At 66.2% G+C, this 16,904-nt stretch carries 14 protein-coding genes; 7 read left to right on the forward strand and 7 right to left on the reverse strand.

The annotated features are described in order from the left end of the window. The first annotated feature begins 206 nt into the window (after window positions 1-206). On the forward strand, window positions 207-1,343 hold the full coding sequence (locus AC3WMU_RS09985; protein WP_035212919.1) for a porin: 1,137 nt from the start codon (window positions 207-209) through the stop codon (window positions 1,341-1,343). A gap of 513 nt (window positions 1,344-1,856) precedes the next feature. Then, complete coding sequence (locus AC3WMU_RS09990; RefSeq protein WP_492282240.1) at window positions 1,857-2,495, forward strand: TetR/AcrR family transcriptional regulator; 639 nt, start codon at window positions 1,857-1,859, stop codon at window positions 2,493-2,495. Between the two features lie 12 nt (window positions 2,496-2,507). On the opposite strand, the gene AC3WMU_RS09995 is transcribed toward AC3WMU_RS09990, so the two are convergent. Both AC3WMU_RS09995 and AC3WMU_RS10000 read right to left on the reverse strand, forming a co-directional pair. After that, window positions 2,508-3,566, reverse strand: coding sequence for an Lnb N-terminal periplasmic domain-containing protein (locus AC3WMU_RS09995; RefSeq protein WP_492282241.1), 1,059 nt, complete (start codon window positions 3,564-3,566; stop codon window positions 2,508-2,510). Continuing rightward, window positions 3,553-4,236 carry a MarC family NAAT transporter gene (locus tag AC3WMU_RS10000; protein WP_006224096.1) on the reverse strand — a complete coding sequence of 228 codons (684 nt, stop codon included), beginning with the start codon at window positions 4,234-4,236 and terminating at the stop codon, window positions 3,553-3,555. Before AC3WMU_RS10000 ends, AC3WMU_RS09995 begins: the two co-directional genes overlap by 14 nt. A 102-nt stretch (window positions 4,237-4,338) precedes the next feature. On the opposite strand from AC3WMU_RS10000, the gene AC3WMU_RS10005 reads away from it, so the two are divergent. Beyond that, the gene (locus AC3WMU_RS10005) at window positions 4,339-5,721 is read left to right on the forward strand and encodes a lysozyme inhibitor LprI family protein (RefSeq protein WP_492282242.1); all 1,383 of its coding nucleotides are present in this window, start codon (window positions 4,339-4,341) and stop codon (window positions 5,719-5,721) included. A 67-nt stretch (window positions 5,722-5,788) separates the two neighbouring features. Here AC3WMU_RS10005 and ggt read toward each other — a convergent pair whose 3' ends face one another. The 3 genes from ggt to AC3WMU_RS10020 form a co-directional block, all read right to left on the reverse strand. Further along, window positions 5,789-7,504: a gamma-glutamyltransferase gene (gene ggt, locus AC3WMU_RS10010; protein ID WP_280029368.1), complete on the reverse strand. Its 1,716-nt coding sequence runs from the start codon at window positions 7,502-7,504 to the stop codon at window positions 5,789-5,791. A 188-nt stretch (window positions 7,505-7,692) separates the two neighbouring features. Next, a complete protein-coding gene (locus AC3WMU_RS10015) occupies window positions 7,693-9,081 on the reverse strand; it encodes an amidase (RefSeq protein WP_280029369.1) in 1,389 nt (462 codons plus the stop codon). Next, window positions 9,078-10,427: an MFS transporter gene (locus AC3WMU_RS10020; protein WP_280029370.1), complete on the reverse strand. Its 1,350-nt coding sequence runs from the start codon at window positions 10,425-10,427 to the stop codon at window positions 9,078-9,080. Before AC3WMU_RS10020 ends, AC3WMU_RS10015 begins: the two co-directional genes overlap by 4 nt. Before the next feature lie 141 nt (window positions 10,428-10,568). Between AC3WMU_RS10020 and AC3WMU_RS10025 the strand changes: the two genes are divergently transcribed. Continuing rightward, window positions 10,569-11,612, forward strand: a complete 1,044-nt coding sequence (locus AC3WMU_RS10025) for a LacI family DNA-binding transcriptional regulator (RefSeq protein ID WP_492282243.1) — start codon at window positions 10,569-10,571, stop codon at window positions 11,610-11,612. A gap of 15 nt (window positions 11,613-11,627) precedes the next feature. On the opposite strand, the gene AC3WMU_RS10030 is transcribed toward AC3WMU_RS10025, so the two are convergent. Together AC3WMU_RS10030 and AC3WMU_RS10035 are read right to left on the reverse strand one after the other, a co-directional pair. Further along, on the reverse strand, window positions 11,628-12,425 hold the full coding sequence (locus AC3WMU_RS10030; RefSeq protein ID WP_492282244.1) for a class I SAM-dependent methyltransferase: 798 nt from the start codon (window positions 12,423-12,425) through the stop codon (window positions 11,628-11,630). Between the two features lie 186 nt (window positions 12,426-12,611). After that, complete coding sequence (locus tag AC3WMU_RS10035; protein WP_492282245.1) at window positions 12,612-13,751, reverse strand: MFS transporter; 1,140 nt, start codon at window positions 13,749-13,751, stop codon at window positions 12,612-12,614. Window positions 13,752-13,952: 201 nt separating this feature from the next. Here AC3WMU_RS10035 and AC3WMU_RS10040 point away from each other — a divergent pair, with 201 nt between their 5' ends. The 3 genes from AC3WMU_RS10040 (at window position 13,953) to AC3WMU_RS10050 (ending at window position 16,899) form a co-directional block, all read left to right on the forward strand. Beyond that, window positions 13,953-14,906 (forward strand): LysR family transcriptional regulator, encoded by a 954-nt coding sequence (locus tag AC3WMU_RS10040; protein ID WP_492282246.1) that lies wholly within the window; start codon window positions 13,953-13,955, stop codon window positions 14,904-14,906. Window positions 14,907-15,048: 142 nt separating this feature from the next. Further along, window positions 15,049-15,852, forward strand: coding sequence for an N-formylglutamate deformylase (gene hutG, locus AC3WMU_RS10045; RefSeq protein ID WP_006224105.1), 804 nt, complete (start codon window positions 15,049-15,051; stop codon window positions 15,850-15,852). Window positions 15,853-15,885: 33 nt separating this feature from the next. Next, on the forward strand, window positions 15,886-16,899 hold the full coding sequence (locus tag AC3WMU_RS10050; RefSeq protein ID WP_006224107.1) for a LysR family transcriptional regulator: 1,014 nt from the start codon (window positions 15,886-15,888) through the stop codon (window positions 16,897-16,899). Window positions 16,900-16,904: the final 5 nt, after the last annotated feature.

Genomic DNA, 16,904 nt, shown 5'->3' on the forward strand with positions numbered 1-16,904 from the left:
TTAATATGTGAACCAAGTAACTAAATTTATTGCCGTCAGCCCGCCGTCAGAGAGGGCACTATCAAATCTGGCCCTTATTTGTATATTCCGAACCATTATGTAGTTTTCAGTTTCATGTTTTCCGGTGGCGTTCCCTATTGTTGAGGCCTGGGCTGCTTTCACGGCGCTGAAAGCAGGCAATACAAGCCTTAGAACCGGATGTGGATATGAAACTAACAAAAACTTTGCTCGTAGGCGCGATTCTGGCTGGCATGGCCGGCGCAGCACAGGCTGAGACGTCTGTCACCCTGTACGGTATCGTCGACCTGGGTCTGACCTACCAACGCGGCAAGGTGGGCACCACCGATTCGAATCGTGGCGTGTATGGCGGTGATTACCAATCCCGGATCGGCATGAACGACGGCATCCAGAACGGATCCCGCTTCGGCCTGCGCGGCACGGAAGACCTGGGCGACGGCCTGTCGGCGGTCTTCACGTTGGAAAGCGGCTTCACGGCCAATAACGGCAACCGTTCGCAAGGCGACCGCCTGTTCGGCCGCCAAGCCACCGTCGGCCTGAGCAGCGACCAATGGGGTCTGCTCGAACTGGGCCGTCAGACCAACATCGCCTCCAAGTACTTCGGCGACATCGACCCGTTCTCGCTGGACTATCTGAACGCGAACATGGGTATGGCCTTCAGCGCGGCCAACACGGTTCGCTATGACAACATGGTCATGTACCAGACCCCGGTCTGGAGCGGTTTCCAGGGCGGCGTGGGCTATTCGTTCTCGACCGATGACGTCGAAGGCCCGACCGGCTTCAAGACCAAGGAAAACAACCGCGCCATCACGGCTGGCGTGCGCTACGACAACGGCCCCTTGAAGTTGGCCCTGTCGTACGACGTGCAATACCGCAAGCCGAACCAGCCGCAACCGCAGCAGTTCATCATCGGCGGCGCCTACGACTTCGAAGTGGTCAAGCTGTCGCTGGCCTATGGCCGTTCGGAAGACGGCGTGTTCGCCGGCCAAGACTTCTCGCTGATGGGCGGCCGCCAGCAAGCCGGTGGCTCCGCCATGGGCCAAGGCTTCACCAATGGCCGCTTCACGTGGGACGGCCTGCGCATCAATTCGTACATGGTCGGCGTGAGCGCGCCGATCGGCGGCGCCAGCAACGTCTTCGCGTCGTGGCAGCGTGCTGATCCGAACAAGAACCTGTACGCCATGGACATCTACAGCCTGGGCTACACGTACGATCTGTCCAAGCGGACCAACCTGTACGCCCTGGCGTCCTACGCCGATGGCGCCGCTTTCATCGACGGCAACAAGATGAGCACGGTTGGCGTCGGTATCCGCCATCGCTTCTAAGCAGGCGACGGGCCGCCCTAACTGAGCAGAGTCGGGGCGCCCTTTCTGACTTCAGGCCATCCCACATGGGATGGCCTTTTTTTCGTCTTTACGGGTAGTAGCCGGGGAGGCGTTGCCAGGGGAGTCGCTGGCAACGGATCAGCTGCCAGCGGCTATCCCGCCAGAGCGGCGGGTTCGGCGTGTTTGGCGGGGCGGGGCTGCGCTTGCGGTGCGGGCGTGGCAGGACGCGCGCGAGGGGCTGCTTGACGAGTGGCGATCCAGTCGTAGAGAACAACGCCAGGGTGGCGTAACAGGGTCGCACCGATGGCGACCGCAACAATCAGGGCAATACTCAGGGCCAACCAGAACATCTTGGCGCCCTCCTTCAAAATCGCCCGGTTCTGATACCAGGCCCAAAACCCACGTGAAAAATGCGCACGCGTGAAGCGCTTAAGAGTGTAATGTACTCTACATTACAAACCCGAAGTGGAGTAAATTGGTCCGATATCACGCTTCGGAAACGGGGAGAAACGGGTGAACTGTGATTCGACCGATTCGACGTCGCGCGCGCGGACCAGCAAGGGCGACGCCCGGCGCTTGCGGCTGCTGGAAGTGGCCAGCCAGTCGCTGCTGGAGCACGGTTACGCACAGACTTCCATCCAGCGCATCGTGCAGCAGGCCGGGGGGTCCGCCGCAACGGCTTATCAGCTATTCGGTAACAAAGAAGGCATGCTGGCCGCGGTGTTGCAGTACGAGTTGGACAATTTGCGGTCCGCGGTGTTCCTGGCGACACCTCCTCGCCAAGCTGTTGGGGCAGCCCTGCACGATCTGGCCGTGCGCCTGCTGGCCTATGCCGTCCAACCCAGGTCGGCCGCCCTGCACCGCTTGCTGGTGTCGGAATGCCACCGGATGCCTCAACTGGCCGCGGCTTTGCAGGAGGCGGTGGACCGCCAGGTCCACACACCGCTGGAACAGTGCCTGCGGCACGCCTGCGAACAGGGCGAACTCAAGATCGACGACCCGCGCCAAGCCGCGCTGACCCTGGGCAACCTGATCAACGGTATCGCGTTCCATGCCCGGTTGGTCGGCGGTTACGCCGAGGGCCCGCACGCCGATCACCTGGCCACCTGCCATTACGGCGTCGACGCCCTGCTGCGCGCCTATCAGGTGTAGCAGGCGTCGGCGCTATGGGGTTGCGCCCGCTGGCGCGGGCGCATCATGCCGGCGGATCTGGCGGGAAAACGCCACGGCGTCACCGCCCGGGGCGGCAAGCGGGCCGACTGCGGCCTGCCGGCGCAAGACCTCCAACGGCACGCTGGCATCCAGCCCACCCTGCTCGTACAGGTACTCAGGCAGATAGCCCGACAGCAGGATGCGGAAGTCCAGCGGCAAGCCCGGTACGATGGCGCGCACCATTTGATAGACCAGCGTCGTGCAGTTGGCGGTGACCGTGTGATAGAAGCGGGGCGTATCGACCAGCGCGTTGGCGGTGGTGACGTACGACAGGAACAATTCGCGCATGGCGGGCACGGGCATGCGCACCGGATACAGGTAGACGCTTTCGCCGCGTGGACCTGCGCGGACATACAGGATGTCGCGCTCTTCGGCGGCCACCACGCTTAGTTCAAACTGCTTGAAAAACCCGCCGATCTCCGAGAATTGCTCGCCGCGCTCTTTGCGGATCTCGACCGAGAACACCACGTGACGGCCGTCCGCGAAACCGAACGACACCAGCGTATGCGCGATCGCCGGGCCTGCCCAGTACGACAGCGCCATGTCCACCGACACCAGTTGGTCCAGGTCGTATTGACGGGTTTCCCAACGTACGGTGTAGTCGTTGTCCGAGCGCCAATCGAAATTGCGCACGTTCTCAAGCGTGACGATCGGCCCATGGACCGTGCCCCGAAGCATCTTCGCCACATCATCGGCCCAGATGCGGTCATTGGACGGCGCAAGCGTCTGCCACCATCCGCACAGCGCAACCAAGCCGGCCACGTAGGCCCATGCGGCGCGCCGGCGCCACGGGTCCGCCCGCCACAGGGCAATCAGCGCCCCGACGCACAGCACCGCCCAGAGCAGGATGGCCGCAGCCTTGCCCCATCGTCCGCCCGGCGCCTGATAAACCAGCGCCAAGACGCCCCACACGGCGGATGCCGCGACCAGCAGGCTGCCGATGAGGCGTCCTGCGATGGAGGCGCCACGGCGCAGCCAACCGCCGCGGGCCGACTGGCTAGCCGCCTGCATGCTGGCTCACGATTTCCAGGACGCCGTTGATCACGAATTGGACGCCCATGCAGACCAGCAGGAAGCCCATGACGCGCGAGATCGCTTCGACGCCGCTTTGGCCGATCACGGCCACGATGCGGCCTGCCGAACGCAGGCACACCCAGAAGAAGACACCGAGCAACGCGAACACGATGATGGGGGTCACCGCGATCACCCACGGCGCGTAGTCGGGCGTGATAGCGGTATCCACGGACGCGGCACCGCTGATGATCATGGCGATGGTGCCCGGCCCCGCCGTGCCGGGCAGCGCCAGCGGTACGAACGCGATGTTCGGTGTTTGCCGCTGCTGCGCGTCGGCCGCCGCCTCGGATTCCAGCGTGCGCGACTCGGCAGGCGGAAACAGCATGCTGAACCCGATACTGACCACGATCAGGCCGCCGGCGATGCGCAAGCCCGGGATCGAGATGCCGAAGGTGTGCATGATCCACGCGCCCGCGTAATAGGTCACCAGCATGATGCCGACGACATAGAAGGCGGCCTGGGTAACCTGGCGTTCACGCTCTTTGTAGGGGATCTGCTGGCCAAGGGACAACAGCAGCGTCATGGAAGTCAGCGGATTGGCCAGCGGCAGCATCAGCGCCAGACCAAGGCTGATCAGCTTGCCCAGTTGGATCAGGTCATCAATCATGGAACTCACAACAAAAATTGGCGCGCGCCGCAACGGGCGGCTTGCCTGGTTCAACGGTTCAATCGTGTAATGCACTCTACCTTACACACTTCTCGCCGAACTTTGACGCTGATCCCCAAACCCCTGCTTGGCGCGCTACTCGCGCTGGCGCCGCTTGCCCAGCCCGCGCTTGCCGCCGGCATGAATTGCGCGCAAGCCAAGACCCCAACCGAACTGACCATCTGCGCCGACGCGGACCTGCTGCACCAAGACAGCGAGCTGTCGGCGGCATACGGCAAACTGGGGGCTGCCCGCCCCGACGGACGCGAGGCCTTGCGCCAGGACCAGCGCGACTGGCTCCGCGCGCGCAACCGATGCGGCGCCCAGGCCAACTGCATCCGCGACCAATATCTGTTGCGCCTGAGCGCGTTGCAGGACATGTTGCGCAGCGCCACCGCCTACGTGCCGGACGAGACCGACCGACTGGCGCTGGAAGACTTGCGCCAGGCCATGGAAGCCGCCAGCCGGACGAACGCCGAGTTTCCCGTGGAAGACACGTTGGCGGCGCTATCCGTCAAGACCGGCGCGACGACCTTCGCCAATGTGCGCGAAAACGACGATGACGACTTGGCCAAATTCCCCATCAAGCGACCCGAGGGCGTCACGCCGGACGAATGGCAGGCCTTGCAGGCCTCCGGCATCGACGCCGGCGGCGAGAACGGCGTCGCGTCCTACACCTTGATGGATCTGGATGGCGATGGCCAGCGCGACCTGGTGGTGGATTCGTACACGGGTGGCACAGGCCTGTTCTCGGACGTCAGCGCGCTGCGCCGCAATGGTGGGCGCTATACCGAGGCTGTCGGCGCCAATGGCGAAGCCGCGTCCGGCCTGTACACACTGAACGGCCGCGGCTCGAACCAGGCCGGCGAGTGGATCCGCCTGCGCGGCCGCGTCTACGCGGCCTACCGCAACAGCACCTATGGCGTGGATCACATCCACCTGCTGCGCCCCTTCCACGCCGTGGGCGAGGTGCCCACGCTGACGGTGCAATACCGCTATCAACTGCAGGTGCCGAAGGAACAGAAGCGTTCCGACAAAGCCCAGGTTGTGGTGCTGGACGACGCCATGCATGCCGGCCTGACGCAGGCATTGGCCCGGATCGACCCCGAATCCGCGCGTGGCGAAGGCTCGACCAGCCAGCCCGGCGCGCCGGCCCGGCCGCTGTGCCCCATTCCCGCGGGCGTGAAAGAGGACGAGCGGGACCGCTACTACCAATACGGCCCGGGGCACTATTCCTACGAGACCGTGGCCGATGTCGCGGTGCACGTCGGCGCGCGCTGCTATGTCGGACGGCTGATCGATTGGTTCGGCAGCTACGACGCGAAATCCGGCCTGTCGGCCATGATGTGGGTGCGTTCTTCCGAAGCGGACGGCGCCGAAGAGGAATTCTCCGTGCAGGGCAGGCGCCGCGCCATCCGTTTCGGGACCTCGGTCGGACCGATCTAGAACGACGGCGGCCGATCGGCCGCCGTCTGCCCTGCCCGCCGTCGGGCACGGGCGCCTGCGTTGGCGCTTAGTAGCCCAACGCCGCGCCGGCAGGCGCCCGGTTGTCGTGGCCGCCGAAGATCAGGCCCCGATCGCGGTCCACCACGATCGCGTCGGCCACGCTCCAGTTTTCCTCGACTTTGAACGTGTGGCCCATTTTTTCAAGCAACGCCTGCGTGTCCGGCGACAGCGCGCCCGCTTCCAGATAGGCGGTATCCGGCAGCCATTGATGATGGATGCGCGGCGCGTCGACGGCGGCTTGCACATCCATGCCGTAATCGATGACGTTGAGGATGGTCTGCAAGGTCGTCGTAATGATGCGCGGGCCGCCGGGGCTGCCCGTCACCATGTAGACCTTGCCGTCCTTGAGCACCACCGTGGGCGTCATGGAGCTGAGCGAACGCTTGGCCGGGGCAATCGCGTTGGCCTTGCCCTGGATCAGGCCGAAGACATTGGGTGCGCCCACTTTGGCCGTGAAGCCTTCCATAGTGTCGTTCAGAAAGAAGCCTGCGTCGCCCGCCACCTTGCCCGTGCCGAAGCGCAGGCCCAGCGAATACGTGACGGACACCGCATTGCCCGCGTGGTCGACGATCGAGTAATGGGTGGTGTGGCTGCCTTCCTTGACCGGCGTGCCGCCCTTGATCGCCGACGAGGGCGTCGCGCGGCCCAGATCGATGCTGGCGCGCACCTGTTGCGCGTAGGATTTCGAGATGAGGTTGTCGACCGGGTTCTCGACGAAGCGCGGGTCGCCGAGCTCGACGTTGCGGTCCGCAAACGCGCGGCGTAGGGTTTCGATGTACAGGTGCGTGCTGGCGGCGGAACGCAGGCCCATGTCTTTGAGCGACACGTTTTCCAGCACGTTCAGGCTTTCGCACAGCGAAATACCGCCTGAGCTTGGTGGCGCCGCGGACACCAGTTCATAACCCCGGTAGCTGCAGTGGATGGGCTTGTAGGTCAGCGCCTTGTACTGTGCAAAGTCCTCGGGTGCGAAAATGCCGCCGCCCGCCTTGCTGGCGCGCACGGTTTCGTCCGCGATCCACCCTTGATAGAACGCCTTCGGGCCGTTGTCGGCGATGGTCTGCAAGGTCTTGGCCAACGCAGGCTGGCGGAACGTTTCACCGGCACGGTAGGGCCGGCCGCCGTTCAGAAAGTACTTGCCGACGTAGGCATCGGTCTTGGCGAAGGTGGTCAGCAGGTCGGCGTGGACCACCACGTCGTCCCATTGAGTCAACGCATAGCCGTCGCGGGCGAGCGCCACTGCCGGCATCACCAGCGGCTTGCTGGGCATGGTGCCATAGTGGTCGCGGGCGTACTCCAGTCCGGCCACGGTGCCCGGCACCGCGGCGCCCAGCCAGGACCGCGACACGGCTTCGCGGCGCACCTTACCCTCCGGGTCCAGGTACATGTCGGCGGTCGCGGCCAGGGGCGCCGCCTCGCGGAAATCGACCATGGTCTCGCGGCCATCGGCCATGCGGATCACCAGGAAGCCGCCCCCACCCAGATTGCCCGCTTGGGGCAAGGTCACGGCCAGCGCATAGCCCACGGCCACGGCCGCGTCTACGGCATTGCCGCCCTGCTTCAGTACGTCCACGCCGATCTGGCTGGCCAGCTTGTGCGCGCTGGCGACCATGCCGTTCTGCCCCTGGGCGGGCGGCGGCGATACCGCCTGGGCGGGCAAGGCAACAAACAGCGCCGATGCGCTCAAGACGGCGCCGAACAACGGATTGCGGGTAAAGCCCTGCATACAACGTCTCCTCATTATTTTTGGATGTCGACGCAGGCCAGCAAGCCCGCGCCGCCAAGCCATTCTGGGAGCCGCCCGGCAACGCCGCAAACGAAAAAAACTACCGCCGCCATTCCGCCCCGTCATGCCGCGGCGCAGCAAGCTGGACCTGCCCGCCCACGCGAAGTAGGACCGGCAGGCCTTTCCTGTCAGGCCGCCTGCGGCGCTTGCCAACGGCTGGCGGCCAGCGCCAGCAGGGCCTCGTCGGCGCCCGCCGCGGCCACCAGTTGCAAGCCCACCGGCATGCCGTTCACCCAGCCCGCAGGCAGGCTGATGGCGGGCAGGCCCAGCACGTTCCAGGGGTTGGTCAAGCCCAGCAAGGTCTCGCGCACACCGGCGCTGCCGGGGCCCGCCACGCTGCGTTGCTGCAAGGCGGGCGCGGTGATGGCGACGGCCGGCAACGCCAGCACATCCACCTGCTGGAACAGCCGCGCGAATTCGGCTTGGAGGCGTGCCCTTTCCTTCAAGGCCCGCACATACTCCCACCCCTGCACCGGGCGCGAGGCCCGCAGGCGTTCCAGCACTTCCGGATCGAACTTGCCGGGTTCGGATTCGACGCGCTCGGCGTGCACCTCATAGGCTTCAGCGCGCTGAATGGCGCCCAGCGCGCTTTGCAAGGCACGCGCGTGCGGCGTGACCTCGGGCGCCGCTTGCACGGCACCGCCCGCAAAGCGTTCCGCTGCCGCCCGCACGCAGGCGGTGACGGCCGCGTCATCGATGGCGAAGGGGACGTTGGCCACCCATCCCATCCGCAGGCTGGCCGTGGCGGCGATGGCGGGAGCGGGAGCAATCGCGCCGCCGCTCAAGGCCTGCATGAAAACCTGCGCGTCTTCCACGCAGTTGGCCAGCACGCCCGGGTCTTCCAGCGTAGGCGCCAACGGGAACACGCCCGCATCCGAGACGCGGCCATGCGTGGGCTTGAAGCCCACCAGGCCGCATAGCGCAGAGGGGACGCGCACGGAACCGCCGGTATCCGTGCCCAGCGCGACCGGCACCATGCCGGCGGCCACTGCGGCGGCACTCCCTGCGCTGGAACCGCCCGTCATCTGGGAGGTGCGCCACGGGTTGCGCGCCGCGCCTTGCACGCTGCGGTCGCCGGTGGGACCGTAGGCGAATTCATGCGTCAGCGTCTTGCCGACGACGATGGCGCCGGCTTCGCGCAGCAGCGCCACGCAGCGCGCGTCCGCCTGCGGCCGGTGGCCGAGGAAATGGGCGGCGCCCATCGTCGTGGGCATGTCGGCCGTATCGACGTTGTCTTTGATGGCGACGGGAATGCCGTGCAATGGCCCCCTCACCTTGCCGCTTGCGCGTTCGGCGTCGCGTTCGCGGGCGGTGGCCAGCGCGGCGGCGATGTCGACGTGGACGAAGGCGTTGAGCTGCGGGTTCAGCCGTTCAATGGCGGCGCCCGCATGGCGCACCAGATCCTCGGCGGTCAGGCTGCCGCTGGCCATGGCCTGTTGCAAGTCGGCGATGCGGCGCCCCCGGAAGAATCCGGGTTCGACGGCAAGCTGCGGGGAAGTCGGGTTGGATTGGGTCATTGGGAAGCTCCCGAAGGCTGGGCCGGACTGGCGGGCATGCGCGGGCCCGCGCCCGGGCGCACCTGAAGCATAGCGACCATGCCGACGGCTGTCGCCACCGATGCGGCGATGAACATCACCGAATAGCCATGGCGCGCCGTCAGGTAGCCCGTCAGGGTCGGCGCCAGGATGGAGGCGATGTTGGCGAAGAAGTGCATCAGGCCGCTGAAGGTGCCCACGCGGTTGGAGGGCGCCGTGTCGATCACGACGGCCCAGTAGACCGAGTTGGGCAAGGCGTTCAGCGCATTGGCCAGGGTCATCAGCGCAATGACGGCAAACACCGATTGCGCCTGCGAGACCAGCAGGAAGCACAGGGTAGTGGCCAGCAGGCAGGCGGCGGCGAACCAGCTGCGGGCGATCTTCAGGCTACCCGTGCGCTTGAAAAGCAGGTCCGAAATGCGGCCGCCCAGCAGCACGGTGATGCAGGCGCCGGTCCAGGGAATCATGCCCATGTACCAGAGGGACGACAGGCTGTAGCCGAAGTTGTCCTGCAGGTACTTGGGCGTCCAGGTCAACAGCAGGAAGTTCACGTACATGAAGGCGAAATAGCCCAGCGTGTTCAGCATTAACGTCTTGCTGCGGAAGAAACTCCACCACGGCAGCACGGGTGCATCGGCGCCTTGGGCGCCAGTGGCCGATTGGGCGCGCGAGGACTGGATTTCGGCCAGTTCCTGCGGGGACACGCGCGGGTTGGTCTCGGGGCGGTCAGTGAAGATGCGCATGAAGAACACCAGCACCAGCAACCCTGCGCCGCCCAGGATGAAGAACATGGCGCGCCAGCTGTCGGTCAGGGTCAGCAGGCCCACGGCCACCGGCGCCGTCAACAAGGCGCCCAGCGGCGTGCTGAGCAGGCCGAACCCGACCACAAAGCCGCGTTCGCGCGTAGTCGCCCAGTTGGCGATGGTCTTGTTGATGATGGAGTACGCCGGTCCTTCAGCCGCACCGAACAGGATGCGGATGGTGGCGAAGCCGGCCAGCGCCGAGCCGCCCAGGAACGCGAGGCCGAAATCCCCCGCCCAGGCGGTGGCGATTTCGAACACGGACCAGGCGACACCGGCCACGATCCAGACTTTGCGCGGGCCGTAGCGGTCGGCCAGCATGCCGCCAAACAGCGCGCCGACCATGTAGCCGTAGCCGAAGTAGCCCAGCACCGAGCCCCAGGCCCCGCGGTCCAGCCCGTACTCGCCGGTGATGTGCGCGGCTGCGTAGGACATGGCGCCGCGGTCGATGTAGTTGATCAGCGCCAGCAGCACGACCATGGTGAAGATCCGGTACCGGAACCGGGAATTCTGGCTTTCAGTTGTCATTGCGATTCGATCCAGTCGTTTTACCCAAACGTTTGGGTTGCGCAATGCTAAGGGGTCCAAACGCAAAAATCGATTCAGTGAAAACCCTAGGTTGCCGAGATATGCCCTGCTGCGCTATTTCCGCGTGTATCCTCCAGCCCCATGAATAAATCGCGCCCTGTCACGCTGCAAAGCCTGGCGCGGCAGCTCGGTTTGAACGTTTCCACCGTGTCGCGCGTCCTGAACGGATCCGCAGACGATGCGCGCGGCGCCGCGGCGCCGGACACGGTGAAACGCATCCGGGCGCTGGCCGCCGAGTTGCACTACCAAACCAATCCCCACGCGGCCAGCCTGAAGACGCGGCGCAGCCGCACGATCGGCGTGCTGGTGCCGCGCTTGTCGGACATGGTGCTGGCCACCATTTACGAAGGCATCGACGAGGCCGCGGCCGAACACGGCTACCTGACTTTCGTGTCCAACACGCAGGACGAACCGGACAAGCAGCGCAAACTGATCGACATGGCGCTGGCGCGCCGCGTGGACGGCCTGATCCTGGGTGACGCGCACAGCGCGCCCGCGAACGCGACGCCCAATCCGCTCCTGGCCGAGCTGGCGCGGCGCGACGTGCCCTTCGTGCTGGTCAGCCGCCATGCCGATCACCATTGCGCGGTCACCTGCGACGACCTGGAAGGCGGCCGGCTGGCCGCCAAGCACCTGTTGGGCATGGGCCACCGCCGCATCGCCGTGATGGTGGGCGAACCCTTCGCCAGCACCGGCCGCGACCGCTCCGAAGGTTTCTTCGCCTACTGCGCGCAGCACGGCGTGGAGGTGCCTGCGCACTGGCGCATTGAAAGCCCGTTCGACACGGACGCCGGCCGCGATATCGGCGCCAGGTTACTGTCGCCCGCCGATCGCCCCACCGCCATCTTCGCCGTCAACGACTTCCTGGCCGTGGGCGTCATGGGCGCTGCCCGCGACCAGGGCCTGGAAGCCGGCCGCGACGTCGCCATCGTGGGCTACAACGACACGCCGCTTGCGGGGGCTCTGCCCATCGGCCTGACCACGATCCATTCGCCCATGCACCAGATGGGCCGGCTGGGCCTGGAACTGCTGCTGCAGAAATTGGCGGGCGGCCAGCCGGACAGCCTGCGGCTGGCGCCCGAACTGGTCGTGCGCGACAGCAGCAACCGCAAGATCGCGGGCTGAGCCGCGCGTCGAAGCCTAGCCGGGCTTGACGGCGTAGGTGGCCAGAAAGGTCGGCACGTAGCGGTCGATCAGGAAACGGGGATTGGGCTGGTGGTCTTCGTGAAAGCCCGCAAGCAGGAATCCCGCTTCCAACTGCCCGCCGATCTGGTCGGCCAGGCTGTGCCCGAATACCACCGCCTCGCCGCGCGCCAGCTTGGCCGCCAGCGCTGCGGCATCCAGGTCGCGGGTGTCGGCATAGGGCAAGGCATAGGCCGGCCGGATCACACCCTGCTTCGCGTAGGCCGGGTCGCGGTCCCCCACGAACACGATCGGGTTGTAGAAGCTGGACAAGAGACGTCCGCCGCGGCGCAAGACGCGGTGGCACTCGCGCCACACGGGGCGCACGTCCGGCACGTACAGGTTCGAGATCGGGTGGAACACGACGTCGAACGACGCGTCGTCAAACACGGACAAGTCGCGCATGTCGCCCTGCACCGCGTCCAGCGCAAGTCCGTCGCGCGCGGCGACGCGGCGGTCCTGGTCCAATTGCTTTTCCGACGCGTCGAACACGGTCACCTGCGCGCCGGCCGCAGCCAGCACCGGCGCCTGCTGGCCGCCCGCCGAAGCCAGGCACAGGATGCGCAGGCCTTGAGGGTGATCGAGCCAACCTTGGGGCAACGGCCCCGGCGTCAGGTGCACCGACCACTTGCCCGCGCGCGCGGCGGCAATGGCCTCGGCCGTGACGGGGCGCGACCACTCGCAATCTTGCGCGGCTAGCTGGTCCCAGGCGGCCTGGTTGTGGGCAAGGAAATCGAAGGAAGAAGAGGCAGTCATGAAGGATCCTGTAAAGCAACTGGCGCGACGCCACACAGAGCGATAGGCACGCCTAAGAATGACGACCGGCTCCGTGGAGCAGGCCTGAGGCGACCGCGGCCCGCAGCGCAAAGGCCGGGCACGGCAGTCTGATTCTTGTCGGCTTTAGAGGATCACTTCGATGCGCTCCTTGAAGATGTGGGAATTCTACCGAAATACCGAACCGGCTTCACGCGCCCGCATTGTCTGTTGCCGCCACCAACACAGCGCGCCCGCCGGCAGCAGCATGCACGCGGCCGCCAGCCACAGGTTTGCCCGCAAGCCCAGCGCGTCCACGCTGGGTACGCCCAGCAAGGAGCCGGCAGCGATACCCAGGTTGAACATCGCCACGAACAGCGCCGTGGCCGCTTCGACGGCGTCCGGGGCCGCCCGCATCATCCAGGCCTGAAGCGATACCGACACGCCGCCGTAGGCCAGCCCCCACGCCACCAACAAGACACCGCTGGCAAATCGCAGATGCCCCAATGCGGCCAGCAACGCCAGCGTCAGCAGCAAGGCAAGCGTGATCGTCAGCAGGACGCGGCCAGGCTGGCGCGCAGCGGCCTCCCCCGCCACGAAATTGCCCGCTACCCCGGCCGCGCCATAGGCGCACAACAGCGGGCCGATCCACGGCTGGCCAAAGCCCTCATGCGACTGCAGCAACGGCCGCACGAAGGTGTAAGCCATGAAATGCCCCGCCACCAGGAACAGGGTGATCGCGAGGCCGAGGCGCACCGCCGGATTGGCCAATTGCGCAGCCAGTTGGCGCGCGGACAAGCTGCGCGGCGCAGGCAGCGGCGGCAAGGCCAGGGCGACCAGCAGCAGCACGGCCGCGCACCCTGCCGCCATCGCGCCGAACGCGGCACGCCAACCCGCCAGGTCGCCAATGAAGGCGCCTAGCGGCACGCCCAGCACCGAGGCCACGGCCACGCCGCCGAAGATGATGGCGGTTGCCGTTCCCACCGACTGGGGCGGGACGATCCTGCCCGCCAGGCCACCGGCGATGGCCCAGATGCCGCCGATGCAGATTCCCACCAGCATCCGCGCCCCCAGGAGCCAGGGCATGGACGGCGCCAGCGCGCTGGCCAGATTGGCGGCGGTCAGCATCGCCAGCAGACCGCAAAGCAGCCAGCGGCGGTCAGCGCCTTTGGCGCCGACAACGACCAGAGGTGCAAACAGCGCCGCCAGGATAGCGGGTACGAAAAGCATCAGCCCGCCCTCGCCCACCGACACGTGCAGGTCGCCGGTGATGGGCACCAGCAGGCCCACCGGCAGCATTTCGGTGGTGACGACGCTGAACGTGGCCAAGCCTACGGCAAGGACGCCTAGCCAGGCGCGCCGGGAGGTCTGGATGAGCGGGTCAGAACGGGAGTCAGAAGATGAAGGTGTGCTGCGGGACATAGGATGACGCTATCCGGAAAAGGCCTGTTGCCAGGCCGACCCCTACGCAGTCTACTGTTTCCATTCTGCTGATAAAGTAGGCGTATAGCGATACACAAGGGACGATTCGTGGACAATAAAGCCGCCCCTTCCAGTCGTCTGGATCACATCGGCGATCTGCTGGCGTTCGTGCGCGTGGCCGATGCGCAGAGCTTCACGGCAGCCGCCGAAAAGCTGGGCCTGTCGCGGTCGGCCATCGGCAAATGCATCGCGCGGCTTGAGCAAAACCTGGGCGCCCGGCTGATGCACCGAAGCACGCGCAGCGTCAGCCTGAGCGACGACGGCCGGATCTTCTACGACCATGCGCAGCGCATCCTGTCCGAAGTGGACAACGCCACCGATGCCATGGCCAGCCGCAAGCAGGCCCCGCGCGGCCGCCTGCGCATCGATCTGCCGGTTTCGCTGGGCAGGCTGCACCTGATGCCGCTGCTGCGCGGCTACCTGCGACGCTGGCCCGACGTGGAGGCGGACGTCAGCTTTTCCGACGACTACACCGATCTGGTGCGCGACGGTATCGACGTGGCGATCCGCATCGGCGGCGACGTGGACAGCCGGCTGGTAAGGCGGGTGCTGGCGCCGCACCGGCTGATCACCTGCGCCGCGCCGGGCTACCTGGCGCGCCACGGCGTGCCGGCCACGCCGGACGCCTTGAGCCAACATCAAACGCTGGCCTTCACGCATGCGGGGCAGTTGGTGCCATGGCGCTTTGCCGTCCAGGGGGAGGAACGCCACGTGCCCGTCGCCGGCCGCCTGCGGCTGGGTCATACCGAAGCCTTGCGCGACGCCGCGCTGGCAGGCGACGGGATCGCGCAACTGGGCGCGTTCCTGGTTGCCGACGACTTGCGCGCGGGCCGGCTTATGCCCGTGCTGGAAACCGTGGCCCCGACGGGCTCCCCGGTGTGCGCGGTGTATCCGCACCGGCGGCATCTGTCACCCAAGGTGCGCATGCTGATCGATGAGATCGCCGGCGTCTGGAACACGGCCCCGCCATGGGGGCCCTATGCGCAGCCGTCACGTCCATAGTTCTTTGCATCAGCCAGCCTGATCATCAATATCCATTAAACTGATGCAATTACCGCGACGGGCCATGCTGCCTAGCATACAAGCGCCCATCGCCTGCGGCAGCACCCCGCAGCGCACCGTCTTTGTTATCCGGAGTTTTCCCTTGAGCGACATCTATCATTTCAGCCGCGGCACCGCCCCGCTGCTGATCTCCATTCCCCATTTGGGCAGCCAGATCCCCGACACGCAGCGCGCGCAGATGACGCCGCTGGGCCTGGAGTCCGGCGATACCGACTGGCACCTGGACACGCTGTACCAATTCGCGCAAGCGCTGGGCGCGTCGGTGATCGGCGCGCGTTATTCGCGCTATGTGGTGGACCTGAACCGCCCGCCCAATGACGAGAGCCTGTACCCCGGCCAGACCAAGACCGGCCTGTGCCCGACCCAGACGTTCCGCGGCGACGCGCTCTACCAGAACGACGCCGTGCTGACGGACGCCGAGCGCGCGCACCGCCTGCAAACCTATTGGCAGCCCTATCACGCCAAGCTGCGCGAAGAGCTGGATCGCATCAAGGCCGAGCACGGTACGGTGCTGCTGTGGGAAGCGCATTCCATCGCCAGCGTGCTGCCGCGCCTGTTCGAGGGCAAGCTGCCCGACCTGAACATCGGGACCTCCGACGGCGCCGCCTGCGCACCGGACATCCTGGCGGCGGTCAAGGAACAGCTGGACGGCTGCCGCGACTACACCTGGGCCATCAACGGCCGCTTCAAGGGCGGCTACATCACGCGCCACTACGGCGCGCCGGCCGACAACATCCACGCCATCCAGCTGGAAATGTGCCAGTCCACCTATATGGACGAAACGCATCCCTACGGATGGCGGGCCGACTTGGCCGACAAGGTCATCCCGGTGGTCGAAGGCATGGTGCAGGCCGCCCTGCGGCAAACCACGGCGCGCCAGCGCTGATCCCTCGCACCTCCGTCCAGGACAGGCCAGGCAATGAACCGATTTTCCTTCACCACGACGGAAAACTATCCGGAATGGAGCCTGCTGCTGACCTGGGTGGCGGTGGTGGAAGCCGCGTCCGTTTCCGGCGCGGCGCGCCTGCTGGGCCTGTCGCAAGCGGCCGTGTCGCAGCGGATCAAGCAGTTGGAAGGCGCCATGTCGACCGAACTGCTGGACCGCAGCACGCGGCCGGCGCGGCCCACGCCCGCAGGCGAACTGTTGTTTGACCATGCCGCGCGCCTGCTGGCCCAGGCAGGCGACATGACGGAAAGCGTGCGCAACCTGAGCCGGGCCAAGCGCAACATCGTCCGCTTCGGCTGCGTGGATTCCTTCGCGGGCACCTTGGGGCCCACCCTGATCCACGGCCTGTCCGGCGCGTCGCGCCAGATCCGGCTGTGGTCGGGCATCACGCCCGTGCTGGACAAGCAGCTGGAGGACCGGCAACTGGACCTGGTGGTCACCACCAGCGCGTTGGCTGGCAAGCCCACCATCAAGAAGATCAGCCTGTTCAGCGAACCCTATGTGCTGATCGTGCCGCGCACGATGGACATGGACAAGATCGCCACGCTCAAGGAACTGGGCAAGCGCATGCAGTTCATCCGCTACAGCGCGCGTTCGTTCATCGGCGCCGAGATCGATCGCCTGATCGAATCGCACGACGTGATGATCGAGCGCACCTTTGAATTCGACAACACCGATCCCCTGCTGAGCCTGGTCACGGCGGGCATCGGCTTTGCGATCAGTACGCCGCTATGCATCTGGCAGTCGCGACATTTCGTGGACCAGTTGCGCGTGCTGCCGCTGGCGCCTTACCTGGGCGCCGCGCGCAGCGACGACGCGAGCCTGTCGCGCACGCTGTATCTGGCGGCGCGGCAACAGGAAGTGGGCAAGCTGCCCACCGAGGCGCGGGACGTGATCCTGATGGCGGTGGAACGCCTGATTCAGAAAGACATCGCCCCGGCCCTGGGGCTGCCGCCTGCCACGCTGTGGCGCAGCATGCGGCGTTGACGCGC

This window comes from Achromobacter sp. FW305-C-13 (assembly GCF_058783475.1).

Bases quoted from the DNA above. Each gene is read 5' to 3' on its own strand.
- AC3WMU_RS10050 (WP_006224107.1), top strand. From the start codon at position 15,886: ATGAACCGATTTTCCTTCACCACGACGGAAAACTATCCGGAATGGAGC.
- AC3WMU_RS10000 (WP_006224096.1), bottom strand. From the start codon at position 4,236: ATGATTGATGACCTGATCCAACTGGGCAAGCTGATCAGCCTTGGTCTG.
- AC3WMU_RS10030 (WP_492282244.1), bottom strand. From the start codon at position 12,425: ATGACTGCCTCTTCTTCCTTCGATTTCCTTGCCCACAACCAGGCCGCC.
- AC3WMU_RS10020 (WP_280029370.1), bottom strand. From the start codon at position 10,427: ATGACAACTGAAAGCCAGAATTCCCGGTTCCGGTACCGGATCTTCACC.
- AC3WMU_RS10015 (WP_280029369.1), bottom strand. From the start codon at position 9,081: ATGACCCAATCCAACCCGACTTCCCCGCAGCTTGCCGTCGAACCCGGA.
- AC3WMU_RS09995 (WP_492282241.1), bottom strand. From the start codon at position 3,566: ATGCAGGCGGCTAGCCAGTCGGCCCGCGGCGGTTGGCTGCGCCGTGGC.
- ggt (WP_280029368.1), bottom strand. From the start codon at position 7,504: ATGCAGGGCTTTACCCGCAATCCGTTGTTCGGCGCCGTCTTGAGCGCA.
- AC3WMU_RS09985 (WP_035212919.1), top strand. From the start codon at position 207: ATGAAACTAACAAAAACTTTGCTCGTAGGCGCGATTCTGGCTGGCATG.
- AC3WMU_RS10025 (WP_492282243.1), top strand. From the start codon at position 10,569: ATGAATAAATCGCGCCCTGTCACGCTGCAAAGCCTGGCGCGGCAGCTC.